The 16,901-nt window shown below is 34.4% G+C and carries 13 protein-coding genes and 3 pseudogenes; 15 read left to right on the plus strand and 1 reads right to left on the minus strand.

Going from position 1 to position 16,901, the window contains the following annotated elements; all coding sequences use genetic code 11:
* Nucleotides 1-90: 90 nt before the first annotated feature.
* The 4 genes and pseudogenes from P5P87_RS00605 (at nt 91) to P5P87_RS00620 (ending at nt 5,329) form a co-directional block, all read left to right on the plus strand.
* A pseudogene (locus P5P87_RS00605) lies at nt 91-1,115 on the plus strand (PfkB family carbohydrate kinase).
* Between the two features lie 12 nt (nt 1,116-1,127).
* On the plus strand, nt 1,128-1,796 hold the full coding sequence (locus P5P87_RS00610; protein ID WP_111425578.1) for a bifunctional 4-hydroxy-2-oxoglutarate aldolase/2-dehydro-3-deoxy-phosphogluconate aldolase: 669 nt from the start codon (nt 1,128-1,130) through the stop codon (nt 1,794-1,796).
* Nucleotides 1,797-2,017: 221 nt separating this feature from the next.
* A pseudogene (locus P5P87_RS00615) lies at nt 2,018-3,467 on the plus strand (tagaturonate reductase).
* Between the two features lie 239 nt (nt 3,468-3,706).
* Entirely contained in the window at nt 3,707-5,329 is a 1,623-nt protein-coding gene (locus P5P87_RS00620; protein ID WP_278021149.1) for a UxaA family hydrolase, read from the plus strand.
* A gap of 305 nt (nt 5,330-5,634) precedes the next feature.
* On the opposite strand, the gene P5P87_RS00625 is transcribed toward P5P87_RS00620, so the two are convergent.
* Nucleotides 5,635-6,663, minus strand: coding sequence for a LacI family DNA-binding transcriptional regulator (locus P5P87_RS00625; protein WP_278021150.1), 1,029 nt, complete (start codon nt 6,661-6,663; stop codon nt 5,635-5,637).
* 288 nt (nt 6,664-6,951) lie between these two features.
* Between P5P87_RS00625 and P5P87_RS00630 the strand changes: the two genes are divergently transcribed.
* From P5P87_RS00630 to P5P87_RS00680, 11 genes and pseudogenes are all read left to right on the plus strand, one after another.
* Nucleotides 6,952-8,391 carry a glycoside hydrolase family 28 protein gene (locus P5P87_RS00630; RefSeq protein ID WP_278021151.1) on the plus strand — a complete coding sequence of 480 codons (1,440 nt, stop codon included), beginning with the start codon at nt 6,952-6,954 and terminating at the stop codon, nt 8,389-8,391.
* Between the two features lie 30 nt (nt 8,392-8,421).
* Complete coding sequence (locus tag P5P87_RS00635; RefSeq protein WP_278021152.1) at nt 8,422-8,859, plus strand: carboxypeptidase-like regulatory domain-containing protein; 438 nt, start codon at nt 8,422-8,424, stop codon at nt 8,857-8,859.
* 13 nt (nt 8,860-8,872) lie between these two features.
* Nucleotides 8,873-9,916: a TonB-dependent receptor plug domain-containing protein gene (locus P5P87_RS00640; protein ID WP_278022838.1), complete on the plus strand. Its 1,044-nt coding sequence runs from the start codon at nt 8,873-8,875 to the stop codon at nt 9,914-9,916.
* Nucleotides 9,894-10,580, plus strand: coding sequence for a TonB-dependent receptor (locus P5P87_RS00645; RefSeq protein WP_278021153.1), 687 nt, complete (start codon nt 9,894-9,896; stop codon nt 10,578-10,580). Before P5P87_RS00640 ends, P5P87_RS00645 begins: the two co-directional genes overlap by 23 nt.
* Nucleotides 10,537-11,553: a SusC/RagA family TonB-linked outer membrane protein gene (locus P5P87_RS00650; RefSeq protein ID WP_278021154.1), complete on the plus strand. Its 1,017-nt coding sequence runs from the start codon at nt 10,537-10,539 to the stop codon at nt 11,551-11,553. Before P5P87_RS00645 ends, P5P87_RS00650 begins: the two co-directional genes overlap by 44 nt.
* 44 nt (nt 11,554-11,597) lie before the next feature.
* Nucleotides 11,598-13,253, plus strand: coding sequence for a RagB/SusD family nutrient uptake outer membrane protein (locus tag P5P87_RS00655; protein WP_278021155.1), 1,656 nt, complete (start codon nt 11,598-11,600; stop codon nt 13,251-13,253).
* A 99-nt stretch (nt 13,254-13,352) separates the two neighbouring features.
* Nucleotides 13,353-13,613: a hypothetical protein gene (locus P5P87_RS00660; protein ID WP_278021156.1), complete on the plus strand. Its 261-nt coding sequence runs from the start codon at nt 13,353-13,355 to the stop codon at nt 13,611-13,613.
* A 2-nt stretch (nt 13,614-13,615) separates the two neighbouring features.
* Nucleotides 13,616-14,113, plus strand: a complete 498-nt coding sequence (locus P5P87_RS00665) for an alpha/beta hydrolase (RefSeq protein ID WP_278022839.1) — start codon at nt 13,616-13,618, stop codon at nt 14,111-14,113.
* Nucleotides 14,067-14,291, plus strand: coding sequence for a hypothetical protein (locus P5P87_RS00670; protein WP_278021157.1), 225 nt, complete (start codon nt 14,067-14,069; stop codon nt 14,289-14,291). Before P5P87_RS00665 ends, P5P87_RS00670 begins: the two co-directional genes overlap by 47 nt.
* Nucleotides 14,292-14,340: 49 nt before the next feature.
* Entirely contained in the window at nt 14,341-15,564 is a 1,224-nt protein-coding gene (locus P5P87_RS00675; protein ID WP_278021158.1) for a glycoside hydrolase family 88/105 protein, read from the plus strand.
* A 22-nt stretch (nt 15,565-15,586) separates the two neighbouring features.
* Nucleotides 15,587-16,812: pseudogene (locus P5P87_RS00680) on the plus strand (glycoside hydrolase family 88/105 protein).
* The last annotated feature ends 89 nt before the right edge of the window (nt 16,813-16,901 follow it).

The raw sequence follows: 16,901 nt of genomic DNA on the forward strand, positions 1-16,901 counted from the left end.
GATAGCTATCGGGAGTAAAGATTACGCAAGGCTCGTTAAATGAAATCCTTTTTAATCATTGTAATCTGTGGCAAAAAATATATATAAATAATGAGTAGAGTAGTTGCATTTGGAGAAATCATGCTTGCGTTTATCGACAGAAAGACATTTGCGTTTTTCGCAATCTACAGCATTTGGTGCTACGTATGGTGGCGGTGAATTTAATGTATGCGTTTCGTTGGCTAATTATGGCGTAAATGCTGAATTTGTTACCAGATTACCTGAAAATGAAATTGGTTTTTCTGCATTAAAAGAAATCAGAAAGATGAATGTCGAGTCTAAAAACATTGTTTATGGAGGAGAACGTTTAGGAATCTATTTCTTAGAAACTGGAGCAGGAACTCGCGGAAGCAATGTGGTTTACGATCGTGCGCACAGTGCCATGTCGACCATAGCAAAAGGACAGGTTGACTGGGATAAAGTTTTGGAAGGTGCAGAATGGTTTCATTGGAGCGGAATTACACCAGCAATTTCTGAAAGTGCGGCTGAAGCTTGTTTAGAGGCAATTAAAGTCGCTCATAAAAAAGGAATTAAAATTTCATGCGATTTAAACTATAGATCAAAACTTTGGCAATACGGAAAAACTCCAAGTGAGGTTATGCCAGAAATGCTAAAATACAGCAATGTGATTTTGGGAGATATAGATACGGCGTATTTCATGTTAGGAATCCCGAAAGTAAATCCGAATTATCAGGACGAAAAATCACTTCCAGCAGTTTATGATAAATTGTTTGAATTGATTCCGAGCTTAAAAATTGCGAGCAACGACACTTCGTTATTCTGTTAGTGCATCTCACCAGAGAATCGGCGGAATTTTATATGACGGAAAAGCGATTTACAGTGCAGCCGTAAAAGAAGTTACTCCAGTTGTTGACCGTGTAGGAAGTGGTGATGCCTTTATGGGTGGATTAATTTATGGTTTATTAGAATATCAAAATAATAATCAAAGAGCATTAGATTTTGCAGTTGCGACTTGTTGTTTAAAACATACAATTGCAGGAGATTATAACTTGGTTACTTTAAAAGAAGTTGAAAATATGATTGATGGTGATGGTTCTGCATTAGTATCAAGATAATTTTAAATAAAAATGGCAAAATATTCAAGAATAGAAGTAGCTCAGACAATGAAGGAGAACGGTATGGTTCCGTTGTTTTTTCATTCTGACATTGAGCTAAGTAAAAAAGTTTTAAAAGCATGTTATGACGGAGGTTCCAGATTAATGGAATTTACTAGTCGAGGCGATTTTGCTCACGAGGTTTTCGGAGCTTTAAACAAATATGCTTTGGCAGAACTTCCAGGAATGATTCTAGGAGTTGGTTCTATTACAGACGCAGCTTCTGCTTCATTATACATGAGTTTAGGAGCAAATTTTATTGTAACACCAGTTTTTAGAGAAGATATAGCTATAGCTTGTAATCGCAGAAAAGTATTATGGTCACCTGGTTGTGGTACTTTGACGGAAATTGCTAGAGCCGAAGAATTAGGCTGTGAAATCGTAAAATTATTTCCAGCTGATACTTACGGGCCAGAGTTTATTAAAGCGATAAAAGGTCCATGTCCGTGGACGAATATTATGCCTACAGGTGGTGTTTATCCAACAAAAGAAAGTTTGAGTTCTTGGTTAAATGCGGGAGCAACCTGCGTTGGTTTGGGCTCACAGTTAATTTCAAAAGACATACTAGACAATAAAGACTTCGACGGACTTACTGCAAAAGTGAAACAGGTTCTTGACATTATAAAAGATATTAGAAAATAGATTAAGGGGTAATCATGCCTAACTCCTTATTTTATAAGTTTTTTTAGATTTTTAGAGATTGTAATTGAACATTACGCTTGAAAAATTTAGCTAGCCATTCCTCACAGCCGGCTTTATTTTACTCAATCGGGTGTAATGTTTCATTTACAATTTAAAAGGCAGAAATAACGAAATAAGGTTTGTAAATGGTTATTTATAAAACAATAAAGTAGAAAATCAAAATGGAAAAAATAAACAGATCAAACGCAGGACTTACAGAAAAACTTCCAGTTAAAATCGTACAATTTGGAGAAGGAAACTTCTTGAGGGCTTTTGTTGAATATGCAATCCAAAAATTAAATCAAAATACTGATTTTAATGCTGGTATTGCAGTAGTTCAGCCAATTGACAAAGGTTTAGTAAACATGATCAATGCGCAAGACGGATTGTATACTTTGTTTATGAAAGGGGTTAAAAAAGGTGAGGAAATTCAAGAAAAAGAGTTGATTACTAATATTGTAAGAGCGATTGATCCTTATGCTTCTTTTCAAGATTATTTAGCTTTAGCTAAAGAAGAAGAATTGGCTTTTATTATTTCTAATACAACTGAAGCTGGTATTGAGTACATCGCTTCAGATTTGCCAACAATGCAGCCGCCGGTTTCTTTTCCTGCTAAATTGACTGTTCTTTTGCATGAAAGATTCAAACACTTTAAAGGTGCTGCAGATAAAGGTTTAACGATTATTCCTTGCGAATTAATCAATTATAATTCAGATACTTTAAAAGAAATTATTTTGAAGTATTGTGTAGATTGGAAATTGGAGCAAGAATTTATTTCTTGGTTATTAAATGACTGTTCTTTCCACAATACTTTGGTAGATAGAATTGTTCCAGGTTATCCGAAAGATCAAATTGAAGAATACAATGCACAGCTTTCATATAAAGATGATTTGATTGTAAGTGCAGAAACTTTCTTCTTATGGGTTATTGAAGGAGATGATGAATTAAAAGCAAAACTTCCATTTCATAAAACAGATTTAGATGTAAAAATCATTTCTGACATGCAGCCGTACAGAACTCGTAAAGTTAGAATCCTTAACGGAGCACATACAGCAATGGTGCCATTTTCTTTGCTTTACGGAAACGAAACTGTAAAAGAAACGGTTGATAATGCTTTTACTGGTGATTTTATCAATAAAGCATTATTTGAAGAAATCAATGAAACTTTAAATATGGATAAAGCAGAATTGGCTAGTTTCTCTGAAGAGATTTTAGACCGTTTTAGAAATCCATTCGTGAAGCACTTATTGTCTTCGATCGCTTTAAATTCAATTTCTAAATTTAAAGTTCGCGTATTACCAAGCTTAACAGGTTATGTTGATGTTCACGGAAAACTTCCTGTTCATTTAACTTTCGCTTTTCTCTGCATTAATTCGTTTTTATAAAGGAACTTGGAACGGACAAGATTTACCAGTTAATGACAGTGAAGATATTACAACATTCTTCAACGGGCTTTGGAAATCTGATGATTACGAAAAAATCGCTCGTTTAACATTACAAAACAAAGGTTTTTGGGATGAAGATTTGACTGAAATTCCAGGTTTAACTAAAGCGATCACGATTGCTTTAGAAGAAATAGATTCAAACGGAGTTGAAGCTGGTTTTGCTAAGTTTCAAGAAAGAATAAAATAAATTCATTTTGGGGATTGGACTAAGAAATAGTTTGATTCAATAAATAAAAATCTAATTAAATCTGCTAAAATCTTTTGAAATCTGCGTGAAATTTTTTTGCGTATTGATTTTCACGCAGATTTATACAGATGAAAGCAGATTTGCACAGATTTAAATCTAAGCTCATGAGTAAAATTTAATTTTACTCAACGGCTTGAAAATAAGAGAAAAACAAAAAGAACAAAGAACAAAGGTTAATTATGGCAACGCAGAAAAAATTAATAAAAGTTCATCCTACAGATAACGTAGCGGTGGCTTTGGTAAATCTGACCGCAGGCGAAGTAATTGATTTTGAAGGACAATCAATTACCGTTGAGTCTGATGTGAAAATGAAACATAAGATTGCAATGGTTCCTTTTAATGTAGGAGACAGAATCATTATGTATGGTGTTTTGGTAGGTAAGGCGAGTGCAAGAATCGAAAAAGGAGGATTGCTTTCTACTGCAAACGTAAAACACGAAAGTGATAAAGTTACGGGTAAAACTGAAACTATCGGCTGGACGGCTCCAAATGTTGACAAATGGAAGGACAGAACGTGGCAGGGCTATCATAGAGAAGATGGACAAGTTGGAACAGAAAATGTTTGGTTGTTTTTTCCACTAGTATTTTGTGAAAATAGAAACATCGAAATCTTAAAAGATATTTTTGAGAAAGAGTTGATGAAACCTAAAGAAAACGATTATCAATTATTGTTGCGTTCTTTAGTGAAATCAGAAACGGGTGGCGCAGGAAATCAGGAAGCTTCAAACGACGCTAACTTATTCAATAATATTGAAGTAAAATTCATCACACACCAAGGTGGTTGTGGTGGAATTCGTCAGGATTCTCACAGTTTAGCGAAGCTTTTGGCGGGTTATGTAAATAATCCGAATGTTGCTGGAGCAACTGTATTGAGTTTAGGATGCCAAAATCTTCAAATTTCAATTTTCAAAGAAGCTTTAGATGCAATTAATCCAGAGAGTAAAAAGCCTGTTTTAATTTACGATCAGCAATCTATAGGAACAATTGAAGCGATGTTGAGCAGTGTTGTAAAAGATACTTTCGAAGCTATTAAAAAAGCAAATGAAATTAAGAGAGAGCCAGCTCCATTATCTAAATTAAGAATTGGTTTGGAGTGTGGTGGATCTGATGGATTCTCTGGAATTTCTGCAAACCCAACTTTAGGAGTATTGTCTGATAAGTTGGCGGCATTAGGTGGAACAACAATTCTTTCTGAATTTCCAGAATTGTGTGGTGTAGAGCAGGAATTAGTAAACCGTTGCGTTGATGACGAGGACGGAAAACGTTTCTTGGATTTGATGAAATGGTACGAGAAAACAGTTGTTGATGCAGGTTCAGGATTTGATATGAATCCTTCTCCAGGAAACATCAAAGACGGTTTGATCACTGATGCTATGAAATCTGCTGGAGCGACTAAAAAAGGAGGAACATCTCCAATTGCGGGTGTTTACGATTATGGAGAGTATATTAACGAGCCAGGATTAACATTGCTATGCACGCCAGGAAATGATGTTGAGTGTACAACCGCAATGGTAGGCTCAGGAGCTAATATGGTATTGTTTACAACAGGTTTAGGAACTCCTACAGGAAATCCAATTGCGCCGGTTGTAAAAATATCTTCTAACTCAGAGTTAGCGGCAAAGATGTCAGATATTATAGATATTGACACTGGTGGAATCATCAAAGGTGAAAAATCTATTGAAGAAATGTCTGATGAAATGCTTGAATTTATTATAGATATTGCTAGCGGAACTGTTAAAACTAAAGTCGCAATTTTAAATCAGAACGATTTTATTCCTTGGAAAAGAGGAGTTTCACTTTAGTTTTTTAGGTACAAAGGTACAGAGATACAAAGTGGCAAAGGTTTATATGTAGAGACGCACAGTAGTGCGTCTCTTTTTTTGAGAAAGCTTCGGAGAAGCAAAATATTTATAGCAAAAGATTAATCGGTTACAATATAAAGCTCCAGAGGGGCGACATATATTTAGGTTGTGAAAAAATATGTGTCGCCCCTCTAAAGCTTTATTCTCGATGACTAATTTTGATCTATAAATATTTCGCTTCTCCGAAGCTTGCATAAAAAAAGCCCATTCTAAAATGGACTTATATAACTTATATGGTAAAAAAATTAAAAATTAGTTCTTGTAGAAGATTTTCGAATATGTAATTCTGGTGCAAGGACTACCTTTTTTTCGATTTTAATTGTATCTGTTTTATCAACCTGTTCTAAGAAAACACGGGCAGACATTTTACCCATTTCTAGTGGAGACTGATCGACAGAAGTGATTGATAATTCCATGAATTTGGTAAAAGGCTCGTTACTAAATCCTGCCACGCAAAACTCATTTGGAATGCTGATATTTCTATTTTGAAGTTCCTGAATTGCTCCTAATGCGGCGAAGTCACTTGAAGAGAATATGGCATCTGGCGGAGTTTGTAAAGCTAATAATGCACTTGCTGCTTCTTTACCAGCTTCGACGCTACTTTTTACATGAATAACATATTCTTCATTAAATTGAAGCCCACTATCTAATAAAGCTTGTTTGTAGCCTAAAAACCTGTTTTTGAAGATATCTAAAGACTGATCTCCAGAAAAATGAGCAATATGTCGGCAACCTTCATGAATTAAATGTTTGGTAGCTAAATAACCTCCTTTAAAGTCATTAATGGTAACAGAACTTACACCATCAATATGCTTGCTTCTATCAAAAAATATTAGAGGCACATTTTTTTCCAATACATTTCTGAAAGCACTGTCATTTTCATCTGAAATACCAGTAACCGACATCATAATTCCGTCAACTTGTGCGTCTACTAATGTATGAAGGTTTTCGTTTTCTCTTTTTATGCTTTCGTGAGTTTGACAGATGATTACCTGATAACCGTGAGGATAAAGTTCTTCTTCGATTCCTCGAATAACAGAAGCGAAAAAATTGCTGTCAATACGCGGTACAATAACTCCGATATTATTACTGCGACCGCTTTTTAAAGCTAGCGCCAATTTATTTTGCTTATAGTTCATTGCAGCGGCAGTTTTGATTACCAACTCGCGCGTCGCTTCCTTTATTTTAGGATTATTGTTTAACGCTCTGGAAACAGTTGCAGCTGTGATGTTTAATTTTTCAGCAATATCGTAAATAGTTACTTTTTCACTCATTCAAAAAAAGTTTATCGGGATTATTTTAGACAAAAGTACATTTTTTTTTATTATGTAATAAAAATTGTTATCGATTACCATATCAAAAAACTAAAACGTTTTAGGTTCTACAATGATAATAAATTGTCAATATTTTTGCATTAAATGTAATTAAAATTTCTAATAAAAATTAAATATATAATTTTTTTCTAAATTAATTTGGTCTCGTAGAACTATTTTTCTATTTTCGTGTAATCGATTACATAAATCGTTATGTTTTTGACATTCAAACAAGAAAAATCTGTACAGATGATTGCAAATAAGATGGTCACATTTAAAAAGATTCTTTTTTTAGTCGCTTTTGGGCTCTTTACTGTATCATGTGCAAAACATTCCACTTCTAGTTCTTCAGATAATCCATGGGAAAAAATGGATTTGGTTGTAAAAAGTATTCCTCAGACACATTTTGAAAATAAAGTATACAGTATTAATGATTTTGGTGCTGTTGCAGATGGCAAAACCTTAAACACTTTGGCTTTTCAAAAAGCAATTCAAGAATGTGCGACAAACGGCGGAGGTCAAGTGTTGGTTCCGAACGGAAAATATTTGACTGGCGCAATTCATTTAGAAAGTAATGTGAATTTGCATTTAGATGATCATGCTGAGATTCTGTTTAGTTTAAATCCAAAAGATTATCCAATTGTTCATACTTCTTTTGAAGGAACAGAATTAATGAACTTTTCGCCACTTATCTATGCAAAAAACAAAACAAATATTGCAGTTACAGGAAAAGGAACTTTAAACGGTCAGGCAGATAGCACTAATTGGTGGATTTGGTCTGGAGGAAAAGATTATGGTTGGAAAAAGGGAATTCCATCTCAAAACGATCCAACCAATCGTGAGGTTTTGGTTGATATGGCAGAAAAAGGAGTTCCGGTTTCTGAAAGAGTTTTTGGCGAAGGACGTTACTTAAGACCAAACTTTATTGAATTTTTTGAATGTAATACAGCTTTAATAAAAGATGTAAAAATCATTAATTCTCCTTTTTGGATTTTACATCCAATAAAAACAAACAACATGATTATTGATGGAGTAACGGTTAATAGCCATGGCCCAAATAATGACGGTTGTGATCCAGAATATTCACAAAATATTCTAATTAAAAACTGCACTTTCAATACAGGTGACGATTGTATTGCAATTAAAGCTGGCCGCGATGGTGACGGAAGGAGAGTCGCAATACCAAGCAAAAATATCATTGTGCAGAACTGTAAAATGATTGACGGACACGGAGGTGTTGTAATTGGAAGTGAAATTTCGGCAGGAGTAAATAATGTTTTTGTTGAAAATTGTGTAATGGACAGTCCGCATTTGGATCGTGCCATTCGTATAAAAACCAATTCTAAAAGAGGCGGAGTTATTGAAGATATCTATGTGCGAAATCTGGAAGTGGGGACTGTTAAAGAATGTGTTTTAAAACTAAACATGTTTTACAATGTCTACGGATCTCAGACAGGCAACTTTGTTCCAGTTATCAGAAATGTAAGCTTAGAGAATGTAACTGTAAAAAACGGCGGAAAATACAGCGTTTGGGCAGAAGGTTATAAGGAATCTCCAGTGGAAAATATTACGCTTAAAAATGTAAAAATCCAAAAGGTAGATTCTGTCTATTTATTAAAAAACGTAAAAAACATAAATTTTATAAATACCTATATCAATGAGAAAAAAGTAGCATCTATTAAAAACTAAACACTATCAATTAACCAAACTTTAAACCACATGAGTATTAAACAATTATCTAAGAAAAAAGATAAATACGGTTTTGTATTTTTCTTTTTCCTGAATTTTTTGCTGTGCAGTTCTATAAACGCACAGACAACAATAGAAGGGAAGATTACCGATGCGACAGGTATGTCGCTGCCAGGGGTAAACATTAATGAAAAGGGAACAAAAAACGGTACTTCGACAGATTTTGAAGGAAGTTTTAAAATTAATGTATCAAACAGTAAGGCAACTTTAATAATTAGCTATTTAGGATTTCAGACACAAGAAGTAAGTGTGGCTGGAAAAACTAAAGTAAATGTAAGTTTAGCAGAACAATCAAACGCATTGACAGAAGTTGTGGTTGTTGGTTACGGTTCTGTAAAAAAGACAGACCTAACAGGATCTGTTAGTACAATCAGTCGTCGCAACTATTACAGAAAGAAATACGATTAGCCCATTAGAAGCTATTCAAGGTAGTACGCCTGGGGTTCAGATCTCATCATCAACAGGACGTGCAGGAGACGGATTTAAAGTGGTAATTAGAGGAAACAATTCTCTAATTGGAGATTCAAGTAATCCAAGTTTGGTAGGATCTTCACCATTATATGTTGTAGATGGCGTTCCGATGGACGGAATCGATTTTTTAAATCCGCAGGATATCGCTAGAATGGACGTTTTAAAAGATGCTTCTTCTGCGGCTATTTACGGTTCTAGAGGATCAAATGGGGTTATTATTGTAACAACAAAAAGCGGAACTAGTGCAAAAGCAGGTATAAGTGTAACTTTTGATACTTCTTATGGAAATAAAGTAGCGACTAGATTGCCAAAAATGATGTCTGGAGAAGAATGGTGGAAATTTCATCAGGTGGCTTATATGAGCGCAACGCCTCTTACGCAAACTCCTTCACAATTAGCGACTTTAGCTGGAAATCAGAGTCCTTTATTGGTTTCTCGTGCAAATAGCGGTTATAATTTTGACTGGTATGATGCGGTACTTCAATCGGGAATGACAGAGAATAATTATTTAAATATTTCAGGACGCTCAGATTCAGGATTAAGCTATAACATAGGATTCGGAATTCAGAGTGATCGTGGTCTTATAGAAAATGATGCAACAGATAAATACTCTTTCAAATTAGGGTTAAATCATAAAATAAACGACAAATTTTCTACTGGTGTAAATGTTACAATTGCAAGATTAAACAATCAATTAGGTAGTGATTTAGCAATGCAGGACGCTTTTAGATTAAGCCCGCTAATGTCTCCTTGGGCAGTTGATGCGCAAGGAAATGAAAAAGTTGGAACTTTATTTTTTCTTCCGGGCAAGCTAACTTATCCTGATGGATCTTGGGCAATTAATAAGACTTCTACAGTCAATCCGTTAATGGAAATTGCGAATTCTTCGCAGACAGAAAACACTTGGCAAACAGTTGGAAATGCATATTTTCAATATCAGCCTTTAAAATGGCTTTCGTTTAAAACTACTTTTGTCTGCAGGAATTATGAATAGTAAAGATTCGTCTTCTTACACTGCACAAACTAATGCTGGGGTAACTTTAAACGGAAAAAATTCTGCAACGCTAGAAAGTTCAGACAATTTCAATTATACATGGGACAATCAAATCGATTTGAAACATACCTTTAATGAAGTGCATGATGTTAGTGTATTATTATTGCAAAGTTTGTATTCTAATGTAGACGAAAGCTCATACATGTATTCTAATAATCAGCCTTTTGATGTTGGAACAGATAACATGGGGTCTGGCGCGCAAACGAGTTATGTTATAAAATCTGCTTATGCAAAAAACACTTTGAACTCGTATGCAGTACGTTTAAACTACGCATTTAAAGATAAATACTTGATTACAGCTTCTACTAGATGGGATGGTTCTTCTGTTTTATCTGAAGGTAATAAATGGGAAAGTTTTCCATCATTGGCGTTAGGTTGGAAACTTAGTAAAGAATCATTTTTAGAAAATAGTGCCGTTGTTTCAGATTTAAAATTACGTGCGAGTATTGGTTATACAGGAAACGATAACGTAGCAGACTTACACTTCTCAAGCGCTTTTAAACCAACAGACATTTTATGCACAAGGCTCAAATGTAGTTCCAGGATGGCAGTCAGAGAATTTGGCAAACCCAAATTTAACTTGGGAGAAAACAAGAGAATATAACTTAGGTGTAGATTTTGGATTCTTAAAAAATAGAATTACCGGTACTGTCGATGTGTATGACAGATTATCAGACAATTTAATTTACAAACAGCAATTGCCAGCAGAGTCAGGCTGGAAAAATACATTTGCAAATGTTGGATCTGTTAGTAATAAAGGTATAGAAGCTTTATTGACGACAAAGAACATTAAATCTGGAAAAGTAACGTGGGAAACGACTTTTACATTTACTAAAAACGTAAATAAATTAGAGTCAATTTACAATCAGGATAAAGTAAGCGATATTGGAAACAAATTAATACTTGGCGCGCCATTAAACCCAAATTACAATTATGTTTATGATGGAGTTTGGCAAGAAAGTGAAGCAGCTCAAGCAGCATCTTACGGAATGGCTCCTGGTCAGGCAAGACCAAAAGATTTAAATGGCGATGGTAAGTTTAATCAAGATGATAGAACGGTAATCGGAAATCCAAATCCAGAATGGCAAGGAAGTTTTTATTCTAAATTAGTTGTTGGCCAATTTGATTTTAATTTTTCTGTCTTAACAAGTCAAGGGCAAACTGTTTTGAGTACTTTTCACCAAAACTTTGCCGATGTAAGTGACCGTGGACGTCAGAAATTAGCAATGGATTACTTTATTCCAACTAATGGTGCAGGTATAGAAGCTAATGCAAATACTACAAACCCTAGACCTGGACCAGTTGCAACAGGTGCAGGTGCGTATTGGACATCTTTATTTGGATACTACAGAGACGTGTCTTACGTGAAAATCAAAAATATATCTTTAGGTTACACTTTAGATTCTGAATTATTGAAAAAACTAAAAATCTCTAATTTCAGAATTTATGTGAATGTTTTAGATCCGTTTGTGTTTACAAAATTCGACGGTTATGACCCAGAATGGGCAGCTTCTCCTTTTGGAGTAAACCGTCCGGCAGCAGTAACTACACAATTAGGATTAAGTGTTAAATTTTAATAAAGATATTCAAATGAAAAAAATACTAGTAATAATAGGAATAATTGTCTGCAGCTGTAAGCTCTTGCAGTAATTATATTGAAGAAGATAGCCGTTCTTATGTACCGGCAGACGCGACATACAAAACAGCCTCAGGATTTCAATTATTGGTCAATACAAATTATGCTTGGCTGAAAGGAATTTATGGAGGAAACCCGTGGCTTTTTGAAGCAGGAACAGATATGTACGCTGAAGGACGAACTCCAGAACCAGCAGGATTGAGCCAGTATACACTGCTAATACCTTCTTCAGACAATGTAGCAGATTTGTATAATTCTTGTTATCAGCAAATTCAAGCAGTAAACAAGACCGTATATTATTCTACAGTTACAGAACAAACTGCAAATATAAATACACTTGTTGGAGAAGCACGTTTTTTAAGAGCAAATGCTTATTTCTTATTAGTGCAAACTTATGGCGGTGTTCCAATTGTTTTAGATAACATAACAACTCCAGTTTTATCTTTTACCAGAAACACAGCAGAAGAAGTATATGCACAAATTATTGCAGATTTAGATTTTGCTTTGACCAATGTAGGAACATCTGCTTACAGTGCGTCTGGAAAAGTAAACAAAAGAGCAGTAAACGATTTATTGGCAAAAGTGTACTTAACAAGAGGATATGAAACTTTTGGTAAAGCCGATGATTTTTCAAAAGCGGCTGCTTATGCTGATGCTGCAATTGCAGGACAGGCCTTAAATATTCCGTTTAATCAATTATTTGTTACAACAGCGACAGGTGATAACGATTTGAATGCTGAAACTATTTTTTCAGTACAGTACGATAAGGCTTCAACAAGTACAGATCCTACAAAATTGGGTAACAACCAGTTTTACTATTTCAGTTCTTATTTAGGAGGAGCAGAAACAGGAGCGCCTTTAAGAAGTTATAATTTGTGTCCAACAGATTATGCTTTAGGTTTATACGAAAAAGGTGATGCAAGATGGAATGCTACTTTTATGACTGAAATTGTAGAAGGACCAGAAACAACAAACGGAGTTACAAAGACAATTTTATATTATCCGTACTACAGAAGTTCAAATCCAGCCTCATTAAAAGTAAGACATTTTTATGAGCCAAAATGGTTTACCGCAGCAGATAAAGCAGATTGGATGACTGCTAATGCTTCTAGATTATCTTCGACATTTGTATACCACCCTTGGGGAGAATATTCGGCAGCACATACTTTAATTAAAAACCTAGATTGTTATACTATTCCAGTTAAGAAATTTGATGATGCAAATCCGACAACTCCTTCAAGTACAGGGCCAGTAAGCACAAGAGATATTATTGTTTCGAGACTTGGAGAAACTTATTTAATCGCTGCAGAAGCTTATTTAAAAGCAGGAAATCCAGGAACAGGATTAGACCGTTTAAATGAAGTAAGAAGAAGAGCAGGAGTTGCCAATGCAACTTTAGCTCAATTTAATATCGATTATATCTTAGACGAAAGAGGAAGAGAACTGTTAGGAGAATACAAACGCTGGTTCGATTTAAAACGTACAGGAACATTGGTAGCAAGAGCTTCAGCTCATAATTATAAAATAAAAGAAGCAAATTTTGTTGGTGTTGATGGAAAGCTTAAAATTTTAAGACCAATACCACAAACAGTTTTGGATTTAAACCAAAATAAAGATTTTCCTCAAAATCCTGGTTATTAGTAATTTGTTAGTTTTTTGAGAACTATGTTTTTTGAAGTAGTTAAAAAGGAGTTTGACTATAGGTCGAACTCCTTTCTTAACTAAAGAATTAAAGAAAAAATGAAAAAAGTAAAATTAATTATAGTATTGTTTTTGAATGTGTTTGTAATGCAAAGCCAGCAGTACAAAGTAGATACGTCGTACAATATTAAAAGCACTTTTACTAAATTAATTAAGAAATATCCGTTTATTACAATTCCAGAAATAAAAGCAAATCCAGAGGTTAAAGAAACATTTGATTTAGTTTACAATAAAGAACAAAATCGTGTTTTGCACTTTGATGCTTTTATCAATACAAAAAAGAAAAAAATCCAGCAGTGATTATGATTCATGGCGGAGGTTGGAGATCGGGAAATAAAAATCAAATGCAGTTTATAGGAAAAGAAATTGTTGCTAAAGGTTATTCTTGTTTTGCAATTGAATACAGATTGTCATTAGAAGCAAAATATCCAGAAGGAGTTATTGATGTCAAGAACGCTATAAAATTTATAAAAGACAATGCGGCAAAATTTAATGTAGATCCAAACAAAATTGCGATTTTGGGCTGTTCTTCGGGAGGGCAAATGGCAGCTTTGATTGGTACAACAAACAATAATCCGCTTTTTGAAGATAAAGAATTTAAAAGCCGTTCTTCTTCAAAAGTTCATGCCATCATAGATGTAGATGGAGTTTTAGCATTCAAGCATCCAGAATCGTCAGAAGGAGATATGGCGAGCATTTTGGTTAGGCGGAAAATCAGACGAAATACCAGAAAACTGGAAAAACGCTTCGGCGTTGAGCCATACAGATCAAAATACGCCACCAGTATTATACATCTGTAGCAGTATTCCGAGATTTCATGCAGGAAGAGACGATATGATTAAAATCTTGAACAGTTATAAAATTTACAATGAAGTACAAACCATTCCAGATTCTCCGCACTCATTTTGGTTTTACGATCCTTGGTTTACACAAACAATCTCGTACAGCGTACAATTTTTAGATAAAATTTTTAAATAACTTAGATAAACTATTAGAAACCGCTAAATAAAAAGTAAAATTTATTTTTATGTGTAAATCTCTTTCAACAAAGATTAATCTAAAAAAAACAGTATTTGTTTTATTGATGCTTTTTGGTTTTAAAACTATTGGGCAGACTCCAAATGATGGAGAAGGAAAAGTTATTCCTTATGATTTAAAATGGTCAGAAAGAACGGCTCTTTCAATTTTAAATAAGTATCCGCAAGCATGGCAGCTTGACGGAAATGAAAAGCCTAAATGGGATTATAAAATGGGGTTTGTATTGTCTGGTTTTGAAAAACTGTACCAAAAAACAAACGATAAAAAATACTTAAACTACATAAAAGAGTATGTAGACGGAATGATTGATAGTACTGGAAACATTAAGAAATATGATATTAAAGAATACAATATCGATTGTTTGAATCCGGGAAAACTGCTGTTTAATTTGTATGGCATAACAAAAGATTCGCGCTATCTGAATATTATTGGACAACTTCGAAATCAGTTAGAAAGTCAGCCAAGAACAGCAAGCGGAGGATTTTGGCACAAGCAGATTTATCCAAATCAAATGTGGATTGACGGTTTGTATATGGCAGAACCTTTTTATGCACAGTTTACTGTTAAATACGAAAAAGGAAAAAGTTTAGATGATATTGCTAAACAATTTGAATTGGTGCAAAATCATATTGTAGATAAAAAAACAGGTTTGGTATACCAAGCTTGGGATGAAAGTAAAGAGATTGCGTGGGCAGATAAACAAACAGGAACATCGCCAACAATTTGGGGAAGAGGAATTGGATGGTATATGGTTGCTTTGGTTGAAACGTTAGATTATTTTCCAAAATCACATCCAAAATATAAAGTTTTGGTAAGCTACTTGAATCAGATGGCAAAAAATGTGAATCAATATAAAAGCGAAAATGGACTTTGGTATCAAGTTGCTGACAAGCCAGAATTGTACGGAAATTACGTAGAGCCATCAGCGTCTGGAATGATCATTTATGCTTTTGCAAAAGGAGCCAATAAAGGTTATTTATCGTCAAGCTATAAATCAACAGCAAAAAAATCATTTGACAGTTTTGTAAAAGAATTTGTGAAAGTAGATAAAAAAGGTGAAGTAAATGTTTTGAATGTTTCATCAAATGTAGGTTTGGGCGGAAAACCATTCCGTGATGGAACAAACACGTATTATCTTATTTCCAAAACAAAAGAAAACGGTGCAATAGGCCTTGGAGCATTTTTATTAGCCGCAATTGAATTAGAAAAATAGTAGAATTTAAATATATTTTGAAATGAAAAAGAGTAGAAAGCAAAGTTATTTTATGTCGATTTTGATGGCTTGTTTTATGACCATTACAAGTTGTAAAGTAACATCGCAAGAGCCAGCAAAAACAGATATTGTAATAGGAAAGAAGCTGAAATGGTCTGATAAGATGGCCTTAACATTGATGAAACGCCATCCAGAATCCTATATGCTAGACGATGCTAAAAAGCCAAAGTGGGATTATGTTCACGCTTTAGTTTTGCATTCAATAGAAGAATTATACAAAAAAAATCCAGATCCTAGATATAAAGCTTATGTTAGAGGTTATGTAGATATTTTAGTTCAAGCTGATGGAAGCATTAATACTTACGAATTTGACAAATATAATATTGATTTAGTACTGCCTGGACGCTTGCTTTTTGATGTTTATGCAACTTCAAAAGAAGATAAATATTTAAAAGCATTGCAATTAATACGTAAACAGCTTTCAGAACAGCCAAGAACACAAAGTGGCGGATTCTGGCACAAGCAAATCTATCCAAATCAAATGTGGTTGGATGGCTTGTATATGGGAGAACCTTTTTATGCTGAATACACCGCTAAATTTGAAAACGGAAAAAGCTTTGATGATATCGCAAAACAATTTGAAGTAATTCAATTAAAAGCAACAGATCCAAAAACAGGATTATTGTACCACGGATGGGACGAGAGCAAACAAATGCCATGGGCTAATAAAGAAACAGGAAACTCTCCAAACTTTTGGTCTAGATCTTTAGGTTGGTACGTAATGGCTTTGGTTGATGTTTTAGATTACATGCCAAAAGATCATCCAAAAGAAAAAGAGCTGATTCAATATTTAAACAATGCTTCAGAAGCAATTCTTAAATTTCAAGATAAATCATCTGGTTTATGGTATCAAGTTACAGACAAAGGTGGCGAAAAAGACAATTACTTAGAAGCTTCTGGATCTGCAATGTTTTCATACGCCTTTGCAAAAGGTGCAAACAAAGGATATTTGCCAGCTAAATTTAAGAAAGCGACCAACAAAGCTTTTGACGGATTAACTACCGTATTAATTAAAAAGGTTGATGAAGATGGCGGAATCACGCTAACAAACTGCTGTCAAGTAGCTGGTTTAGGTGGAAATCCGTACCGTGATGGTTCTTACGAATATTACGTAAACGAAAGAAAAAAGACAACGATCCTAAAGCAACAGGACCATTTATTTTGGCTGCGATTGAGCTAAATAGATAATTTTTTAGAAGTTATGAGTTTTGAGTTATGAGTGATGAATGTTCAGCTTTGTCTTGCTGAGCGAAGTCGAAGCATCGCAAAGAAACTCC

The sequence above is a fragment of the Flavobacterium ginsengisoli genome (assembly GCF_029625315.1).
Classification (GTDB): Bacteria; Bacteroidota; Bacteroidia; order Flavobacteriales; family Flavobacteriaceae; genus Flavobacterium; species Flavobacterium ginsengisoli.